At 71.2% G+C, this 14837-nt stretch carries 12 protein-coding genes and 3 pseudogenes; 9 read left to right on the top strand and 6 right to left on the bottom strand.

What is annotated here, in order from left to right; all coding sequences use genetic code 11:
- Positions 1 to 182: 182 nt before the first annotated feature.
- Positions 183 to 854, top strand: coding sequence for an SAM-dependent methyltransferase (locus QMK28_RS03805; protein ID WP_326435522.1), 672 nt, complete (start codon positions 183 to 185; stop codon positions 852 to 854).
- On the opposite strand, the gene QMK28_RS03810 is transcribed toward QMK28_RS03805, so the two are convergent.
- From QMK28_RS03810 to QMK28_RS03820, 3 genes are all read right to left on the bottom strand, one after another.
- The gene (locus QMK28_RS03810; RefSeq protein ID WP_326435551.1) at positions 737 to 1729 is read right to left on the bottom strand and encodes a TolB family protein; all 993 of its coding nucleotides are present in this window, start codon (positions 1727 to 1729) and stop codon (positions 737 to 739) included. The two genes, QMK28_RS03805 and QMK28_RS03810, sit on opposite strands and share 118 nt — an antisense overlap.
- 143 nt (positions 1730 to 1872) lie before the next feature.
- Entirely contained in the window at positions 1873 to 3279 is a 1407-nt protein-coding gene (locus QMK28_RS03815) for an MFS transporter (RefSeq protein ID WP_326435523.1), read from the bottom strand.
- An 18-nt stretch (positions 3280 to 3297) separates the two neighbouring features.
- Positions 3298 to 4302, bottom strand: coding sequence for a metallophosphoesterase family protein (locus QMK28_RS03820; RefSeq protein WP_326435524.1), 1005 nt, complete (start codon positions 4300 to 4302; stop codon positions 3298 to 3300).
- Positions 4303 to 4470: 168 nt separating this feature from the next.
- Here QMK28_RS03820 and QMK28_RS03825 point away from each other — a divergent pair, with 168 nt between their 5' ends.
- The gene (locus QMK28_RS03825) at positions 4471 to 5187 is read left to right on the top strand and encodes a TetR/AcrR family transcriptional regulator (protein ID WP_326435525.1); all 717 of its coding nucleotides are present in this window, start codon (positions 4471 to 4473) and stop codon (positions 5185 to 5187) included.
- Between the two features lie 50 nt (positions 5188 to 5237).
- Positions 5238 to 5641, top strand: a pseudogene (locus tag QMK28_RS03830) (FAD-dependent oxidoreductase); the annotation flags it as partial.
- Positions 5642 to 5740: 99 nt separating this feature from the next.
- On the opposite strand, the gene snpA reads toward QMK28_RS03830, so the two are convergent.
- Positions 5741 to 6406, bottom strand: a complete 666-nt coding sequence (snpA, locus tag QMK28_RS03835; protein WP_326435526.1) for a snapalysin — start codon at positions 6404 to 6406, stop codon at positions 5741 to 5743.
- 478 nt (positions 6407 to 6884) lie between these two features.
- Between snpA and QMK28_RS03840 the strand changes: the two genes are divergently transcribed.
- Entirely contained in the window at positions 6885 to 7190 is a 306-nt protein-coding gene (locus QMK28_RS03840) for a putative quinol monooxygenase (protein ID WP_326435527.1), read from the top strand.
- 96 nt (positions 7191 to 7286) lie between these two features.
- Here the strand turns inward: QMK28_RS03840 and QMK28_RS03845 are convergent, their stop codons facing one another.
- Entirely contained in the window at positions 7287 to 8210 is a 924-nt protein-coding gene (locus QMK28_RS03845; RefSeq protein ID WP_326435528.1) for a hypothetical protein, read from the bottom strand.
- A gap of 471 nt (positions 8211 to 8681) precedes the next feature.
- Here QMK28_RS03845 and QMK28_RS03850 point away from each other — a divergent pair, with 471 nt between their 5' ends.
- Both QMK28_RS03850 and QMK28_RS03855 read left to right on the top strand, forming a co-directional pair.
- Positions 8682 to 9308, top strand: coding sequence for a dihydrofolate reductase family protein (locus QMK28_RS03850; protein ID WP_326435529.1), 627 nt, complete (start codon positions 8682 to 8684; stop codon positions 9306 to 9308).
- 294 nt (positions 9309 to 9602) lie between these two features.
- Positions 9603 to 10406 (top strand): methyltransferase domain-containing protein, encoded by an 804-nt coding sequence (locus tag QMK28_RS03855; protein WP_326435530.1) that lies wholly within the window; start codon positions 9603 to 9605, stop codon positions 10404 to 10406.
- Positions 10407 to 10978: 572 nt separating this feature from the next.
- On the opposite strand, the gene QMK28_RS03860 is transcribed toward QMK28_RS03855, so the two are convergent.
- Positions 10979 to 12706, bottom strand: a complete 1728-nt coding sequence (locus QMK28_RS03860) for an MFS transporter (RefSeq protein WP_326435531.1) — start codon at positions 12704 to 12706, stop codon at positions 10979 to 10981.
- 310 nt (positions 12707 to 13016) lie between these two features.
- Between QMK28_RS03860 and QMK28_RS03865 the strand changes: the two are divergent.
- The 3 genes and pseudogenes from QMK28_RS03865 to QMK28_RS03875 form a co-directional block, all read left to right on the top strand.
- Positions 13017 to 13192 (top strand): annotated as a pseudogene (locus QMK28_RS03865) (HXXEE domain-containing protein); the annotation flags it as partial.
- Between the two features lie 157 nt (positions 13193 to 13349).
- Positions 13350 to 14162 carry a hypothetical protein gene (locus tag QMK28_RS03870; protein ID WP_326435532.1) on the top strand — a complete coding sequence of 271 codons (813 nt, stop codon included), beginning with the start codon at positions 13350 to 13352 and terminating at the stop codon, positions 14160 to 14162.
- A 344-nt stretch (positions 14163 to 14506) separates the two neighbouring features.
- A pseudogene (locus tag QMK28_RS03875) lies at positions 14507 to 14837 on the top strand (cytochrome P450); the annotation flags it as partial.

Consider the following 14837-nt stretch of genomic DNA (forward strand, 5'->3'; position numbering starts at 1 on the left):
CCTGCCCGCCGCAGCACAGGGCGCGGCCCCCCGCGACCATCACAGCGCCGCCCCCGACGATGCCTACTGGCGCGACTACATCACCGGCCAATTCGAACTCGCCCGGCTCAGCGCCCCCGAGATCGCCCGCAGACTCCGTCTTCCCGGCACCGCCCGCGCACTCCTGGACGTCGGCGGCGGACATGGCTGGTACGCGGCCGCGTTGTGCCGACGTCATCCATCGCTCCAGGCCACTGTCGTGGATCTGCCGGGAAGTGCCGCGATCGGCCGCGATCGGCCGCGAGATCATCCAACGCGCCGGACTGGAACATCGCGTCGAACACCGGGACGGCGACGCCCTCCAGACGGATCTGGGCACCGGCTTCGACGCCGCACTGTGCTTCAACCTCATCCACCACCTCGACGAACACCAGATCAAAGCACTCCTGCGAAAGATCCACGCGGCCCTGAACCCCGGCGGGACGCTGGCCATTCTCGACCTGTTCGCCACACCCGCCAAGCGTCGTCCCACCCCGGAGGCCTGCTGCCTCGGACTGTTCTTCCACCTCTCATCGGGCACCACGGTGTACAGCCCGGAACAACTCACCGGCTGGCTTCAGGAGAGCAGGATTCGGTGCGCCCCGACGCGTGCGGCTGCATCGCATCCCCACCCAGGAGCTCTACGCATGCGCCAAGCGACCGGACGGGCCGGCCGGCCCGACATCCGGCGCATGAGCGCCCCTCCCCCGCCGCCGCCTCAGGGCACCAGCGCGGGCGACGATCCGCCCGCTACGCGCAGCGCCGGGGTCCCCGAGCCGTCGGCCGGTACGGTCCAGATGTCGCTCGCGCGGCCGTCGCGGCCCGGCAAGGCGTAGCCGAGTGTGCTGTCGTCCAGCCACGCGGCCTGGTCGTCGACGCTGTGCTGCTCGGCGAGCGGCCGTTCGCGCATCGTGCGCAGGTCCAGTACGTACAGCCGCCACGGGTCGCGTGCCCCGTCCCGTACCCGCTTCTTGAAGGCCAGACGGGTGCCGTCGGGCGACAGTGAGGGGCATTCGACGTTCTCGCGCAGCGCGCGGGCCGTCCACTTCTTCATGTCGCCCTCGACGAGATAGGTCTTGCCCTTCGTGGAGACGGTGGCGTAGAAGCGGTTGTCGTCGCGGGCGAAGGTGACGCCCCAGTAGTTGACGTCCGGGGAGTGGGAGCGGCGGCCGTCGATGGTGAGTTGGATCTCCTCCATGTTCTTGATGAGGTAGCCGGTGCGGGTGTCGAGGATCGAGGTGCGGGTGGAGAAGGACGACGTGGCGTAGGAGTCGCCGGTCGCGAACATCGTCCAGGACAGCATCCGGCCGGACGCCGAGACCCGTGCCCGGTTGGGGATGCCGGTCAGCGGGATGCGGCGCTTCTCGCGCAGCCGCCGGTCCAGGACGACGGCGTACGAGGTCGGCGGGATGCCGGGGCGGCGCTGGAGGCACAGGCCGGTGCCGCCCGCCGCGTGGAAGCGCTCGCACACCGGGCCGCCGGTGGTGCGGCGCCGCTCGCCCGCGGTCGCCGGCGCGGCGGGCAGCCGCGCGACGCGGCCGTGCCCGGCCTCGGTGCTGCGGAAGTACAGGCGTCCGCTGTCGAGGCCGAACGCGGAGACGGCGTCGGCCGGTTCGGCCCGCTGGACGGCGCCGACCGTGTACACGACGGCGACGCCGGCGAGTACGACGGTCGCCGTCGCGATGGCGATCACCCGGGCGCGCAGGGACAGCGCCGCGAACGGGGAGCGGGGGGCGGCGGCCGTGCCCTCCGGCGGAGGCGGGCCGAGCAGGACGCGCGCCTCGTCCGTTGCCTCCGCGGCGTATTCCGCGGTGTCCTCCGCGTCGGTTTCCTCTGTCGTACGGGGCACGGCGGTCAGGCCTCCCTTTCGAGGCGGCGGAGCAGGACGGCCGAGCAGGCCAGGGCCAGCCCCAGTGCCAGGACGGCGGTGAGCAGCGCGGGACGCACGCCCCACAGCGTCCAGGCCGCGCCGAACCCGGCGGCGGCGAGCAGCCGGCACAGCGCCTGGCCCATCTGCAGCAGGGCCATGCCGCTCGCGCGCCGGGCGGCCGGGAGGACCGGTCCGGCCAGCGCCATCAGCACACCGTCGGTCGCCGCGTAGAAGACGCCGACCAGCAGCAGGACCCCGACGAGCAGCGTGGGGCCGTCCCGGGTGGTGAACAGCAGGAGGTACGCGCCGAGCAGCGCCGCGTGCCCGCACAGGAAGGGCACCCGGCGACCGATGCGGTCCCCGAGCCGCCCGGCGGGCACCGCGAGCAGCAGATAGACCGCCGCGGCCCCCAGGGGCAGCAGCGGGAACCAGCGCACCGCGAAGTCCAACTGCCGCTGGAGCAACAGGTAGATGAACGCGTCCCCGATGGTGGACGCACCGAGCATTGATGCCGCGCCGAGGATGCGGCGGAAGGCAGGGTCGCGGAACGGGTCGAGGAGTCTGGGCCGGAGGCCGGTCTGCGTTCCGGACGTTCCGGGCGTTCCGGATGTTCCGTGAGTTCCGTGAGTTCCGTGAGTTCCGGAGGACGCCGGGGACTTGGCGGCTGCTGCTGCGGAGGTGCGTGTGCGTCCCGGAACCCCGGCGGCCTTCGGGGCGGGTGCCGGTGTCGGGGCCCACATCGGCGTCGGCGTCAGTGTCGGCAAAGGCAGCGCGTCGCGCCCCGGTACGAAGGCGACGAACATGAGCACGCCCAGCAGGCCCACGCAGAAGCTGACGACGAAGACCGCGTCGTACGCGTCGGCGGTGACCCACATCAGGGCGAACGCGGCGAGCGGGCCGAGGAAGGCGCCGGTGGTGTCCATCGCCCGGTGCACGCCGAAGGCCCGGCCCAGCGCCTCGGGCGGGCTGCTGAGCGAGATGAGCGCGTCGCGCGGGGCGGTCCGTACGCCCTTGCCGAGGCGGTCGGCGGCGAGCGCCGCGCCGATCCCGAGGGTGCCGCCGCCCGCCAGTAGCAGGCCGAGCCGGGACAGCGCGGACAGCGCGTACCCGGATCCGGCGACGAGCTTGTGCCGGTTGCCGCGGTCGGCGGCGTGCCCGCCGGCGAGGCGGACGAGCGCGGTGACCCCGTTGTAGAGGCCGTCGAGAAAGCCGAACTGGAGCGGGGAGAGGCCGAGGTGGAGGACGAAGTACAGCGGCAGCACCGCTGTGACCATCTCGGAGGAGATGTCGGTGACGAGGCTGACCGCGCCCAGGGCGAGGACCGGTCCGGCGACGCGGCCACGCGACACGTCATGTGCCGCCGCGGTCGCGCCTGTGGTGGCGAGGTACATCGGGTGCGTCCGGGCCGCTCAGTGGCACTGGTAGGACGGGCTGCTGTCCTTGGTCCTGTTGTCCGTTCCGACCAGGTCCCAGGAGAAGCCGTCGTCGGTGAAGTTCAGCTTGACCACGCCGAAGGTCTTGGTGAGCCGCTTCTCGCTGTTCGGCTGGACTTCCTCGATGTCGTACGGGTTGGCGCCGCCCATGCCGCCGAGCAGCTCGACCAGGCCGTTGGGGTCGGCTTCGGCGTCCTCATTCTGCGGGGCGAAGCGCTCGTAGTGGTGGTCGTGGCCGTTGAGGACCAGTTCGGCCTTGGCGTCCGTCAGGATCTTCCAGACCGGCCTGCTGACCGGGTCGTTGCCGTGTTCGCCGGAAGAGTAGAGCGGGTGGTGCCAGTAAGCGGCCACGCACTTCTTGGAGTTGGCGGCGAGGTCGGCCTTGAGCCAGTCGATCTGGGCGGACCGGTCGAAGCTGTTGGAGTCCAGTGCGATGAAGTGCCAGTTGTCCTGGTCGAAGCTGTAGTAGCTCTTGCCCTTGGGGTAGGCGATGGAGCCGAAGTAGGACTTGTAGCCCGCGAGCGACCCGTCCGGGTCGTAGGTCTCGTGGTTGCCCGGGCTGGGGTGGGTCTTGGCCTTGAAGGCGCCCCAGGTCTTGTCGTAGTACTTCTTGAAGTCCGTGAGTCGGGCGTCGTCGTACTGGTTGTCGCCCATGGTCAGGACGAAGGCGGGGTTGATCTTCTTCACCAGGGCGGCGGTCTTGGGGTGGGCGCAGCTGCTGCTCGCGGTGCACTGCTCGGCGATGTCGCCCGCGGCGACGACCGTGAACCCCGCGGCCTTGGCTCCGGACGCACGCTCGGGCGTGGCATCCGCCCGGCCCGCCGGGGACCAGAGCAGCACGCCGCCGACGAGCGCGAGGACCGCGCCCGCGACGACCGGTATCCCGAAGCGGGGGTTCTTGACGAGCGGCCTGCGCGCGCCCGACGGCGCGGTGCCAGACGTTTTGGCACGGGACTTCTTGCTGCGGGAAGTGGGTGTCATATCGGTCTCCTCGGGGGGCGTGGGGCCGTTGCGAGGAATCCTGTCGACGCAACATGTACGCGTCAAGAAGTTCGGACGAACTACTGTTAGGAAACTTTCCTACCAGTTTCTGACAAACATGTTCGCCAGAAACGCGTACGTTACGAACACGTTCGTTAAACTGGGGGCATGGCAGCGAACCCCCCAGCACCGCGAAGTCGTCGAGAACGGCCGGCGAAACCGGCCCTGACCCGGGACGGCATCATCGCGACCGCGGTGGAGCTGATGCGGGCCGAGGGCCTGGAGCGGGTCACCATGCGCCGCCTGGCGCAGCAGCTCGACACCGGTCCGGCCTCGCTCTACGTCTACGTCCGCAACACCGCCGAACTGCACGCGGCGGTCCTGGACGAACTGCTCGGCGCGGTCGACTTGAGACCTGCCGGGGCCGACGGGGACTGGCGCGCGGGACTCGTACGCATCCTCACGTCCTATCTGGACGTGCTGTTCGAGCACCCCGGACTCGCCCGGTCCGCGCTGACGGCCCGCCCGTCAGGCGAGCACTACCTGGACCTGGTCGAGGCGCTGCTGGCGCTGCTGAACGAGGGCCGCGTACCGGCGGGGCGGGCGGCGTGGGCGATCGATCTGCTGCTGCAGTTCGCGACCGCGACCGCGGCCGAGCAGGCCACCCGGGACCAGGCCGCCGATGCCCAGGGCGACTGGGACGCGCTCACCGCGGCCCTGCTGAACGCCTCCGGCGACCGGCACCCGCACATCGCCGCCCTCGGCAGCGAACTGCTCTCCGGCTCCGGCCGGGCGCGGGTGGCCTGGGGCTTCAACGTCCTGATCAGCGGAGTGCTGGCCGCGCCCCGGCCGGACACCGAGCCCCCTGAAGATCACCAGTCATGAACGCGCCCCGACCCTGAAGAGGAGTAGCGCAATGCCGACACACCACCCCGGCACGCCTGCTGGAGTACTTCGACGGTTGGCACGAGCAGCTGCGCGCGCTCATCGCCGACGCCGACGGCCCGTTCATCCCCCGGCCCATCCACGCGCTGCCCGTCGGACACCGCTGGGACCGCGTCCCCGGGGTGACCCTGCTCGGCGACGCCGCCCACCTGATGTCCCCGTTCGCCGGCGAGGGGCGAACCTCGCCATGCTCGACGGCGCCGAACTGGCGGCCGCGATCGCGGCGCATCCCGGCGACCCGGAGAAGGCGCTGGCCGGCTACGAGCAAGCCCTTTTCCCGCGCAGCGAGGCATCCGCCGCCGAACCCGCCGACAACCTCGCCCGCTGCTTCCGCCCCGACGCGCCGCAGGGCCTGCTCGACCGGATGGCCTTCTACCGCGCCCGAGCGGGCTGACCGGCCGCGCCGGAACCCATTTGGCAAAGGGCGCCCCGCAATGTGGCTTCGGAGCGCCCTCGTCGAGCCGCTTGGTGCAACTGCTCACGTTGCGAGAGGTCAGGAGACCTTGGCCAGGGCCGCCGCGAGGCCGTTCGCCCACAGAGCGTTGACCCGGGCGCGCTCCGCCGCGTTCGGCTGTGCGTTCTGGCAGGAGGTACCGGGGCCGCCGCCCGACATCAGCTCACTGCACGGCCCGGAATAGTGGTCGGGGAGCCCGAGGACGTGTCCGGTCTCGTGCGCGGTGACCCGGGTCGAGTTGTACTGCTGGTTCTGCCGGTAGTCCAGGAAGACGTAGCCCCGGCCGTGACCGTCGGTGCTCGCGTACGAGCCGCGGGGGTCATTGCCCTCGTAGTAGTTGAAGTCGGCGCTGCTGCCCGAGCGCAGCTTCACATTGGAGACCGCGCTGTTCCAGATGGACGCGCTGCTGGCTATCTGACCGGCGAAGCGCGGCGCGTTCGCGGCGTTGTAGACGACGGTGACGGCCAGCGCGTCGGGGTTCGCGGCGCGCTTCTCGGCGACCGACTTCAGGACGGCTTTGAAGAACGCCTTGTTCCCGGCGCTCTCCGCCTTCGAACCGTCATAAGCTGCGTACGAAGTGGCGGTGCCGGTGCCGGTGGGGACCGCGCTGCCGGTTCCGGCTGCGGCGGGCGCGGCGCTGAAGGCGGTCGCGAAGGCGAGGCCAATTCCGCAGAGCGCGGAAATCGCCGTCTTGGGATGTCTCATGGTGGGGGCTCCTACTCATCCGGTGAGCGGGTTCGATACCGGAGAGTCTCGGGGAGTTCGGCCCTGGGCAGATGATGTCAATTACCGATAACGCCAACGCATCACCCGGGCCCGTCCGTAGCTGTCGGCCCGGGCTCCGCCCATGCTGCCGCCGACGGTCCTGCGCGGAGGAACGGCGGGCGCGCCACACGTACTTCGCCGGGCCCCGCCCGGGCCGGCGCCGGGCCGACCACGGGTGCGGGGGCGCGGGCGCCGACCGTGCGGGCGGGTCCTTGGGCTGCGCTGCGCCGCCACTCGGATCCACATACGGACGGAAACGCTGAGGCATAGCGGGATCGAAGGTGGTAGTGGCGCTACCAGGAATTGCGTTCCTGGTATACACCCGGCCTGTGCACCGGGGAAATGCTGCCGCACGGTGGTGACATCCGCCGAGGACGTGAGGCGGAACAGCGGAACACCACCTGCGGAGGAATTCCCCATGACCTACCACGTGCTCGTGCAATTCGACGTCCCGCCGGCCAAGCGCGAAGAGTTCGCCGCCGCTGGTCTCTTCGACGCGCAGGGCTCACTCGCCAACGAGCCGGGCACCCTGCGCTTCGAGGTCATCCGCGACGAGGACAACGCGAACCGCTTCTACCTCGACGAGGTCTACACCAGCCGCGAGGCGTTCGAGGCGCACTGCGCGGAGGAGACGATCAAGGGCTTCTACGAGCTGGTCGACTCCTATGCCCAGGGCCCGAACTTCCTCTTCAAGGGCGAGCGCGTCGAAACGGGCGCGCACTGACGCGCTGCTTCGAATGCGCCGGACTCGGCCGGACCGGCGGTCGCCCGTCCCGCGTCGCTCCGGTCGTTTCCGGGCCGTCGTGCGGTGTCGGTGGGGCTACCGGTGTTCTCGCGGAGCCTGGCCGAGGTAGTGCTCGGTGGGAGCCGCGATCTGCCGGAGCAGGTAGAGCGTCCGGTCGGCGCGGCCGGGCGGGACCAGGTCGCGCGGCTGGCCGGATGCCGGGTCGAGGTCGCTGCGCCAGTCAAGGGCCAGCTGGAACAGCTGGTGCCGGTTGCCGTAGCCGGAGGGGAAGGGCCAGTCGAGATCAAGGCCGCGAAGGGCCGTGCTGAGGTCGACCAGACCGTCGGTGTTCCACACCAGCATGACGCGCCGCGCGAGTGTCCGCCGGAGGTGCGCGGCGGCCTCCTCCGGGGCGACGGCGTCCTGGGGGATGCCCTGCGAACGCGGGGAGACCAGCCGCATCGAGATGTCGCACAGCACCTGGCCGTCGGCGTCCAGGGCGGTGACGTGCGCGGCCGACGGGGGTCGGCGGGCGCCGGCGGGGGTGGCGCCGCGGTCGGTGTAGTCGACGTGGACGACGGCCAGGCGCTCGTCGGCCAACAGCCGGGCGGCCAGCTCGGCCGCGTGCGTACGCTGCTCGGCGGCCTGCTTCTGCCGGGCGCGCAGCTTCTCGATGTGGGCGCACGTACCGCACAGCAGCCAGCCGTCCACGCGGGCACAGGGCAGTTCGGGGCGGGCGCCGCACTGCTCGCACTGGCGGGCGCCCGTCGTGCGGCGGGCGGCGGCCGCGGCGAGCTGGGCGGCGCTGGAGCGGGTGGGCACGGATTCGCTGACGAGGTAGAGGTCACGGGCGGCGCGGCGCCCGGCGCCGTCGCAGCCGTCCAGCGTGGCGCGGACCGGCCCGCGCGGCTCGCGGGGCAGGTCGAGGTCCTGGAGCTGCGCCTTCGTCAGGTAGCCGGCCGGCACCTCGCTCCAGAAGGTGAAGTGCCGTCGCGCCGAGTCCTCCTGGTGTTCCGACATCAGCCGTGTCCCTCGCCTTCATGATCAGGTTCCGCCCTGCGGCCGGTCGCGGCCGCCGCTGAAACGCTGGTCGCCCTCCGTAATTGTGCCGAAGCACGAGGTGTCACCGGTGACCGCCCCGGCCTACGGCTCCGCACCGCGGGGTCTGGGCGGTCGCCGCCACCGGCGAGTGGCCGTGGGCGGGGCGGTCCGCCGCATGCGGTCCGGGTCGCCGGCGGCGCGATCGGCCGGCCGTTCCCGGACCGGGACCGTCATCGCGTCCGCCCAGCACCCTGCCCACGGCCGCCATCGCCTCGCCCCTTCCGTCGGTTCAGCCAGTCTGCCGCGCCCGCCGACGGCAGACCCCGGCGTGTCCGATGGCGCGGCGGACGGGCGTCGGAAATCCGGGCGGGTCACAGCGATGAGTTCCGTGCGGTCCCGCGGTCTACAGTACGGAGAACGTGCGGAACTCACACGAAACGGGACAGAATCATGACTGAACTGACCGTCACCACTTTCGTCTCCCTCGACGGGGTCATGCAGGCCCCGGGCGGGCCCGACGAGGACCCCAGCAATGGCTTCTCCTGCGGCGGCTGGCTCGTTCCCTTCGCCGACGCGGACATGGGCAACTTCATCAACCGCGTCTTCGAGCGGGTCGACGCCTTTCTCCTCGGCCGCCGGACCTACGAGATCTTTGCCGCGCACTGGCCGCGCGTCACCGACGAGAACGACCCCGTCGCGGGCCGGCTGAACAGCCTGCCCAAGTACGTGGTCTCCACGACCCTGGAGAAGGCGGAGTGGAACAACTCCACCATCATCTCCTCCGACGTCGTGGAGGAAGTCCGCCGGCTCAAGGCGCGGCCCGGCCGTGAACTGCAGATCCACGGCAGCGGTGCGCTCGCCCGCTCGCTGATGGCCCACGGCCTCATCGACACGTACCACCTGCTGGTCTTCCCGGTCTACCTCGGCCAGGGCGCCCGCTTCTTCCCGGACGGCGGTGCGCCGACCGCGTTCCGGCCGACCGAGACTTCCACGACCAGTACCGGCGTGGTCATCCACACCTTCCAGCCGACCGGCCCCGCGCAGTACGGCTCGTTCGCACTCGACCCGGCCGAGTAGGACGCGCGGCCGGGCGGCCGGAACGTGTGGGGACCCGCGCGCTCCGCGCGCCCGGTCAGTCCTCCGCCGGCCGCCCGGCCCGGAGCGATTCCGGACGCGGTCCGAAGCGGAGGCCGAGCGGCAGCGGTACCCGGAACGTCAGCCGAGCCGGTAGACGGGGAGCGAGGAATCCGCCGCTACCGCAGTTGGTCGAGAGGCTCTCCAGCCTGCTCCGAGCGCCGGACCCGACCATCGCGTCACGGGCAATCCTTTGGCCCGTTCGTTCAGGCAGACCAGACCCGAAGGAGCCCAACAGTGAGCACCACGCCTGCGGAAACCGCTGAACTTGGCCGATTCTCCGATGTGGACGCGAGCGGCGAAGCGGCGGAGCTCGTCGCCTTCCTGGAGCGCGTTGAGCAGTTGCACCCGATCCCGGAGCTGCGCGAGCGTTCCTACCAGGACCTCAAGGTGCGCCCCGGCCGGCGCGTGGTCGACGTGGGGTGCGGAGCGGGCGTCGCCGTGGCGGAACTCGCCGCGCACGGGGCCGAGGTGACCGGTGTGGACCCGAGCGAGAACATGGTCGCCATGGCCAAGTCGCGCTTCCCCGACCTCGACTACCAGGTGGCGGGCGCCGCGTCGCTGCCCTTCGCCGCGAACTCGCTGGACGGCTACCGCGCCGAGCGCGTCTACCAGCACCTCAGTGACCCGCAGCAGGCGCTGGACGAGGCCAAGCGGGTGCTCAAGCCGGGCGCGCGGCTGGCGATCGTCGACCTCGACGGCGACGGCTGGATCATCGACGCCGCCGACAAGGAGATCACCCGCGCCCTGCTGCGGGCGTTCGCGGACACCATCGCGAACCCGTGGATCGGCCGGCAGCTGCGCGGCCTGCTTCTCGACAACGGCTTCACCGACGTCACGGTGGACGCGGCCCCGTGCATCTACACCGAGTACGCGGACGCGGCATCGGTGGTCGAGAGCATCACCCGGGCCGGCGTCGCCTCGAAGGCCGTCACCCAGGAGCAGGCCGACACGTGGCTCGCGGAGCAGCAGGAGCGCTCGCGGACCGGACGCTTCTTCGTCCAGGGACCGCTGTTTCTGGCTGCGGGCACCCACCAGTAGACGACCGGCACTCGGTCGCCGGGCGGTTGTCCGCTCGCTTCCCGGGCCGGTGAGGCGGACAAGTGCGGAAAGGCTCCCACGCTGCGGCGTGGGGGCCTTTTTCGCGCTGCCGGGCGGAGGGGCGACGGTGCGGCCCGGCGAGGCTGCGGAGTACGGGTACGGCTACGGCTACGGGATACGGCTACGGACGGCGAGCAGTCGGCCGCCGTACAGGCGGATCGCTCCCGGCCTGGCCACGCGTCACTTCACCGCGCGCTGGCCTGACGGCACGCCAAGTCGAGGCCGGCGGATCCATCGGCGTACGGGCGTACAGGCCTGGTGCAGGGTGCGGCGCTCGGCCCAGGGCGTCGGCCGGCCCAAAGCGTCGGCTGCCGTGGCTTCGACGGCGGGCGGTTCGCCTGCGGCTCGCGGCCATACGGCAGCCGGGTGGCGGGCACCGGGCTCACGATGGCCGGCGGATACGACGATGCGGGGGCACCGGCAGTTGCCGGTGCCCCCGCATCGTCGTATCGCGCATCGCGCATCACGCATCACGCATCACGCAGATGGTGCGGGTGTGCGGATGGTGCGTGTCAGGGTGCGGGAGCGGCCTCGGCCGCCGACTCTGGCTCTCCCGCATCCGGGGCGCTGTCGCGCAGCCGGCGCGGAAGGACGAACATCAGCAGGAACGCCAGCGCGATGACACCGATGAAGACCATCAGCAGCGTCTGGAGGCTCTTGGCGAAGGAGACGCCCCGTGCGTCCTTGGTGAAGTCGCTCAGGACCGCGGCGACTTTGTCCTCCCGCAGCAGCGGCTCGGAGGTGCAGCTCCGCGGAGCCACCGACAGGTCTTTCTCCTTCGACCGGTCGACCGAGCAGGTGCGGTAGGCGGTGACGGCCGTGTCAGCCTGCTGCGGGGAGAGGGCGGCGGTGGCGACCAGTTCCTTGCGCAGCGCGGGGCTCTGGTCGTCGATGGCGGTGGCGGTGTTGCCCGCGAGACCGGCGAAGAGGACCACGCTCACCAGGGCGCCGCCGATGGCGAAGCCCAGCTGGGTGTTGGTGTGCACGACGCCGGAGGCGGATCCCGCGTCCTTGTAGGGCACTTCGGAGATCACGATCTGCGGCAGCGGTGCCGCGATCATGCCGAAGCCCATGCCGACCAGCAGCAGCGGCGTGACGAGCTGCCAGGAGCTGACGTCGCTGCCGTACTCACCCGCGATCCAGATGTACAGGGCGGCGCCGACCGAGACGACGCCCGCGCCGGCCTGCAGCACCTTGCGGCCGTACTTGGGCACCCAGGCGATCATGGACAGGGTCGAGGTCAGGAAGGCGCCCAGGGCGAAGGAGAGGCTGGTCAGGCCGGCTCGCATCGGGGACCAGCCCTGGCCGACCTGCATGTAGATGGTCCAGCCGATGTTGAACATGCCGATGCCGATGAAGAAGGCGAGGCTGACGCCGAGGCCGGAGGAGAAGCTGCGGATGCGGAAGAGGTGCAGCTCGACCAGCGGCGAGCCGTCCGTGCGGATCTTGCGCTTCTGCCAGAGGATGAAGCAGGCCATCACCGGGACGGAGGCGACCATGGCCACAAAGCCCCATACGGGCCAGCCCAGTTCGCGTCCTTGCAGCAGCGGGAAGACCAGCAGCACCAGGGCGACGGTGGCCAGGACGCCGCCGATGGCGTCGAGTTTCAGCGCGTGCGGGGCCTTGGACTCGCGCAGCACCCGGGGTGCGTAGATCAGGCCGAGGATGCCCACCGGCACGTTGATCAGGAAGATCAGCCGCCAGTCGAGGCCGAACAGGTCCCACTCCACCAGGGGTCCGCCGGCGGACATGCCGACGGCCGCGGCGACGCCGGCGACGCCGCCGTACATGGCGAAGGCCGCGCCGCGCTCCTTGGCGGAGAAGGTGACGTGGATGAGGGCGAGGATCTGCGGGACCATGATGCCGGCGAAGGCGCCCTGCAGGATCCGGGAGGCCACCAGGTGCCAGGGCTCGGTGGCGAGTCCGGCGCCCAGCGAGGCCAGGGTGAAGCCGAGCACCCCGACCAGGAACATCTTCTTGCGGCCGTAGATGTCACCGAGTCGCCCGCCGAGGATCAGCAGCAGGGCGAAGGCCAGCTGATATCCGACGAGAACCCACTGGATGATCGAGTAGCCGGCGCCGAGCCCCTTCTGCATGGCCGGTGCGGCGACGTTGGCGATGGTGCCGTCCAGCATGTCCATGAAGGCGGCAACGAGCAGCACCAGCAGGGCCATCCAGCGCTTGGGGTCGGGCGCCGCCGTGCCGTCCGAGGTGTCCGCCCCGGTGTCCTGCCCTGCCACCTCCGTCTCCGACGATGGCGTTTGCTCTGCCGAAATAGCCATGACACACCTCTCTGACGACCGGGCACCAGCGGGGTCAACGCCGGGAAGTTCCGGGTACGGCTGCGCAGCCGTGGACAGTCGAATCGCAGGATGACGGCACGGCGTGGAGTTTGACTCGCGCGCGGGTCGGGTGGGCGCGGACGCCCGCGGGCGGGATGCCCCCGGGCGCAGCGCGGCGGCGCTTCTCCTGCGCTGACGGCCCGTCGGCTCGGTGCTCCTTTTGCTCCGGCCCGTTGGTGGGTGATCGTTCGCGTGGCAGCCGGAACCGCTGGTCATCCCCTTCACGCTCTGGGCCCGCGGCCGACTGCGGCGGGCCGGGGTGCTGCGTCCCGCGCGACCACGCGATGCCGTGCGGGGCTGGCGCTTACCGCAGTGGCCACGGCGGGGGCACACGTGATGGCGCGACGGGTTGCCGGCCGGGGCCGGCCCGCGTCTCGCGCTTGATCGCCGTCGGCGTGATCGAATCCGGTATCCGGTGACGCGAGCATGATCAGTTAGGGTGACGGACGCCGGTGCCCGAGCTGGGCTCCCAGCACACGTGAACACTTCCCGGGGAGCGCAGTTGACCACCCGCAATCGCCTGAGCACGCGGGTCAGGGCCGTGCCCAGTCCCATAGCCGCGGCCTCGGCACTGATCAACCCCTCCCGCCGGACCCGCCTCGAAGATCCGCTCATCTCCTGGGTGCAGCGCGTCCGCACGGCACTGGGGCTGGTGGCCATGGCGTGGCTGCTCCTGGCCTACCCGGTACGCAAGGAGCGCGAGGATTTCGTGTTCGGCAAGCTGGAGGAGCTGCTGATCGGCTGCGGCATCATCATGGTGGCCGGCATCATCGGCGTCAGCTTCTTCATCTTCGCGGCCCGACCGCCCCTGGGACGGATGTACGCGGGCCGCCTCACCGGCCCCCTGTGCGCGCTGGCCGCGGTGCCCCTCGGAGCGGGCCTGGCCTGGCTGGCGGTGGCCGGCCTGAAGGGCGACATCATCTCCCCCTCGAATCCGGGCTCGCACGACTTCCTCTTCGGGCTGTTCGGTGACTCCATGGGCAAGCTGATCAGTGGTTTGGCGGTCATTCTGCTGCTCATCGTGGGCGCACTCGCCTGCGTCGTCATTCTCGTCGTGGCGGTGTGCTTCACCCTGGCGGCCGCGATCGCCGGAATGAATTCCTGCTTCCGTGCCGGGGACGTTCATGAGCTGCTGCCGGCTCTGCTCTCACCCCTGCTGGTCTGGTCGCTCTTCGGGCTTCAGCTCTTCGACGGCGCGGATGTGGCCGCCCCTCCAGCCGTGATCTACGCCTTCTCGCTCGGCGGCCCGCTGTCGGTGTCCGCGCTGTCGGTGTGGGAGGTACGGCGGCTGCGCAACCGGCATGGCGTGACGCTGCGTTCGGCGCTGGGCCGACAGCTCGGCCAGACCTCGTGAAAGCTCGCCGCTGAGTCACCCGTCAGGCCCGCCCAATGGCGTGTCCCCCGCAGCGGAGCGGATCGTCCGCGAACCTGCCCCCGCCGGCTCCGGTTCCGGCTGCCCGACGGCCGCCGGAGCAGGAGTCGACTCCGGTCCGAGCGGCCCCGCGTACCTTGCGGCGCACACAGCTCCGGCAGCCGGGAGGACCCACGGATGAGTACGGCACGTACGCCTTGGTGCGCGATGAGCCGCGCCGCGATGGCACCGGACCCCCTCACCGGACCCACCGCCTGCCCGGCCCCGCGCAGCGCCCCCGTCTTCCCCGCTGGTTGCGTCCCGCGCGTCGACGCCTGGAGGAACCGGTGACCACGGCCGAGCACGACCTCGACCTCGTCTTCCCCTTCCCGCACTCCAGTTACCGGGGCCCCGCGCCCCGGTTCGCCGATCTGCGCGCACGGCGGCCGGTCGTGCGGGTGGCCATGGAGGGCGGCGGGCACGCGTGGCTGGTGACCCGGCACGCCGATGTCCAGGCGGTGCTGGAGGACAACCGGTTCAGCCGGGCCGCCATGTACGCACCGGACGCGCCCCGGTTCAGCGGCCTCTTCCAGGCACCGCCCGGAATGATCATCTCGCTCGACCCGCCGGACCACACCCGGCTGCGGGCCCTGGTCACCCAGGGGTTCACCCCTGAGC

This window comes from Streptomyces sp. H27-D2, assembly GCF_035828615.1.
Classification (GTDB): Bacteria; Actinomycetota; Actinomycetes; order Streptomycetales; family Streptomycetaceae; genus Streptomyces.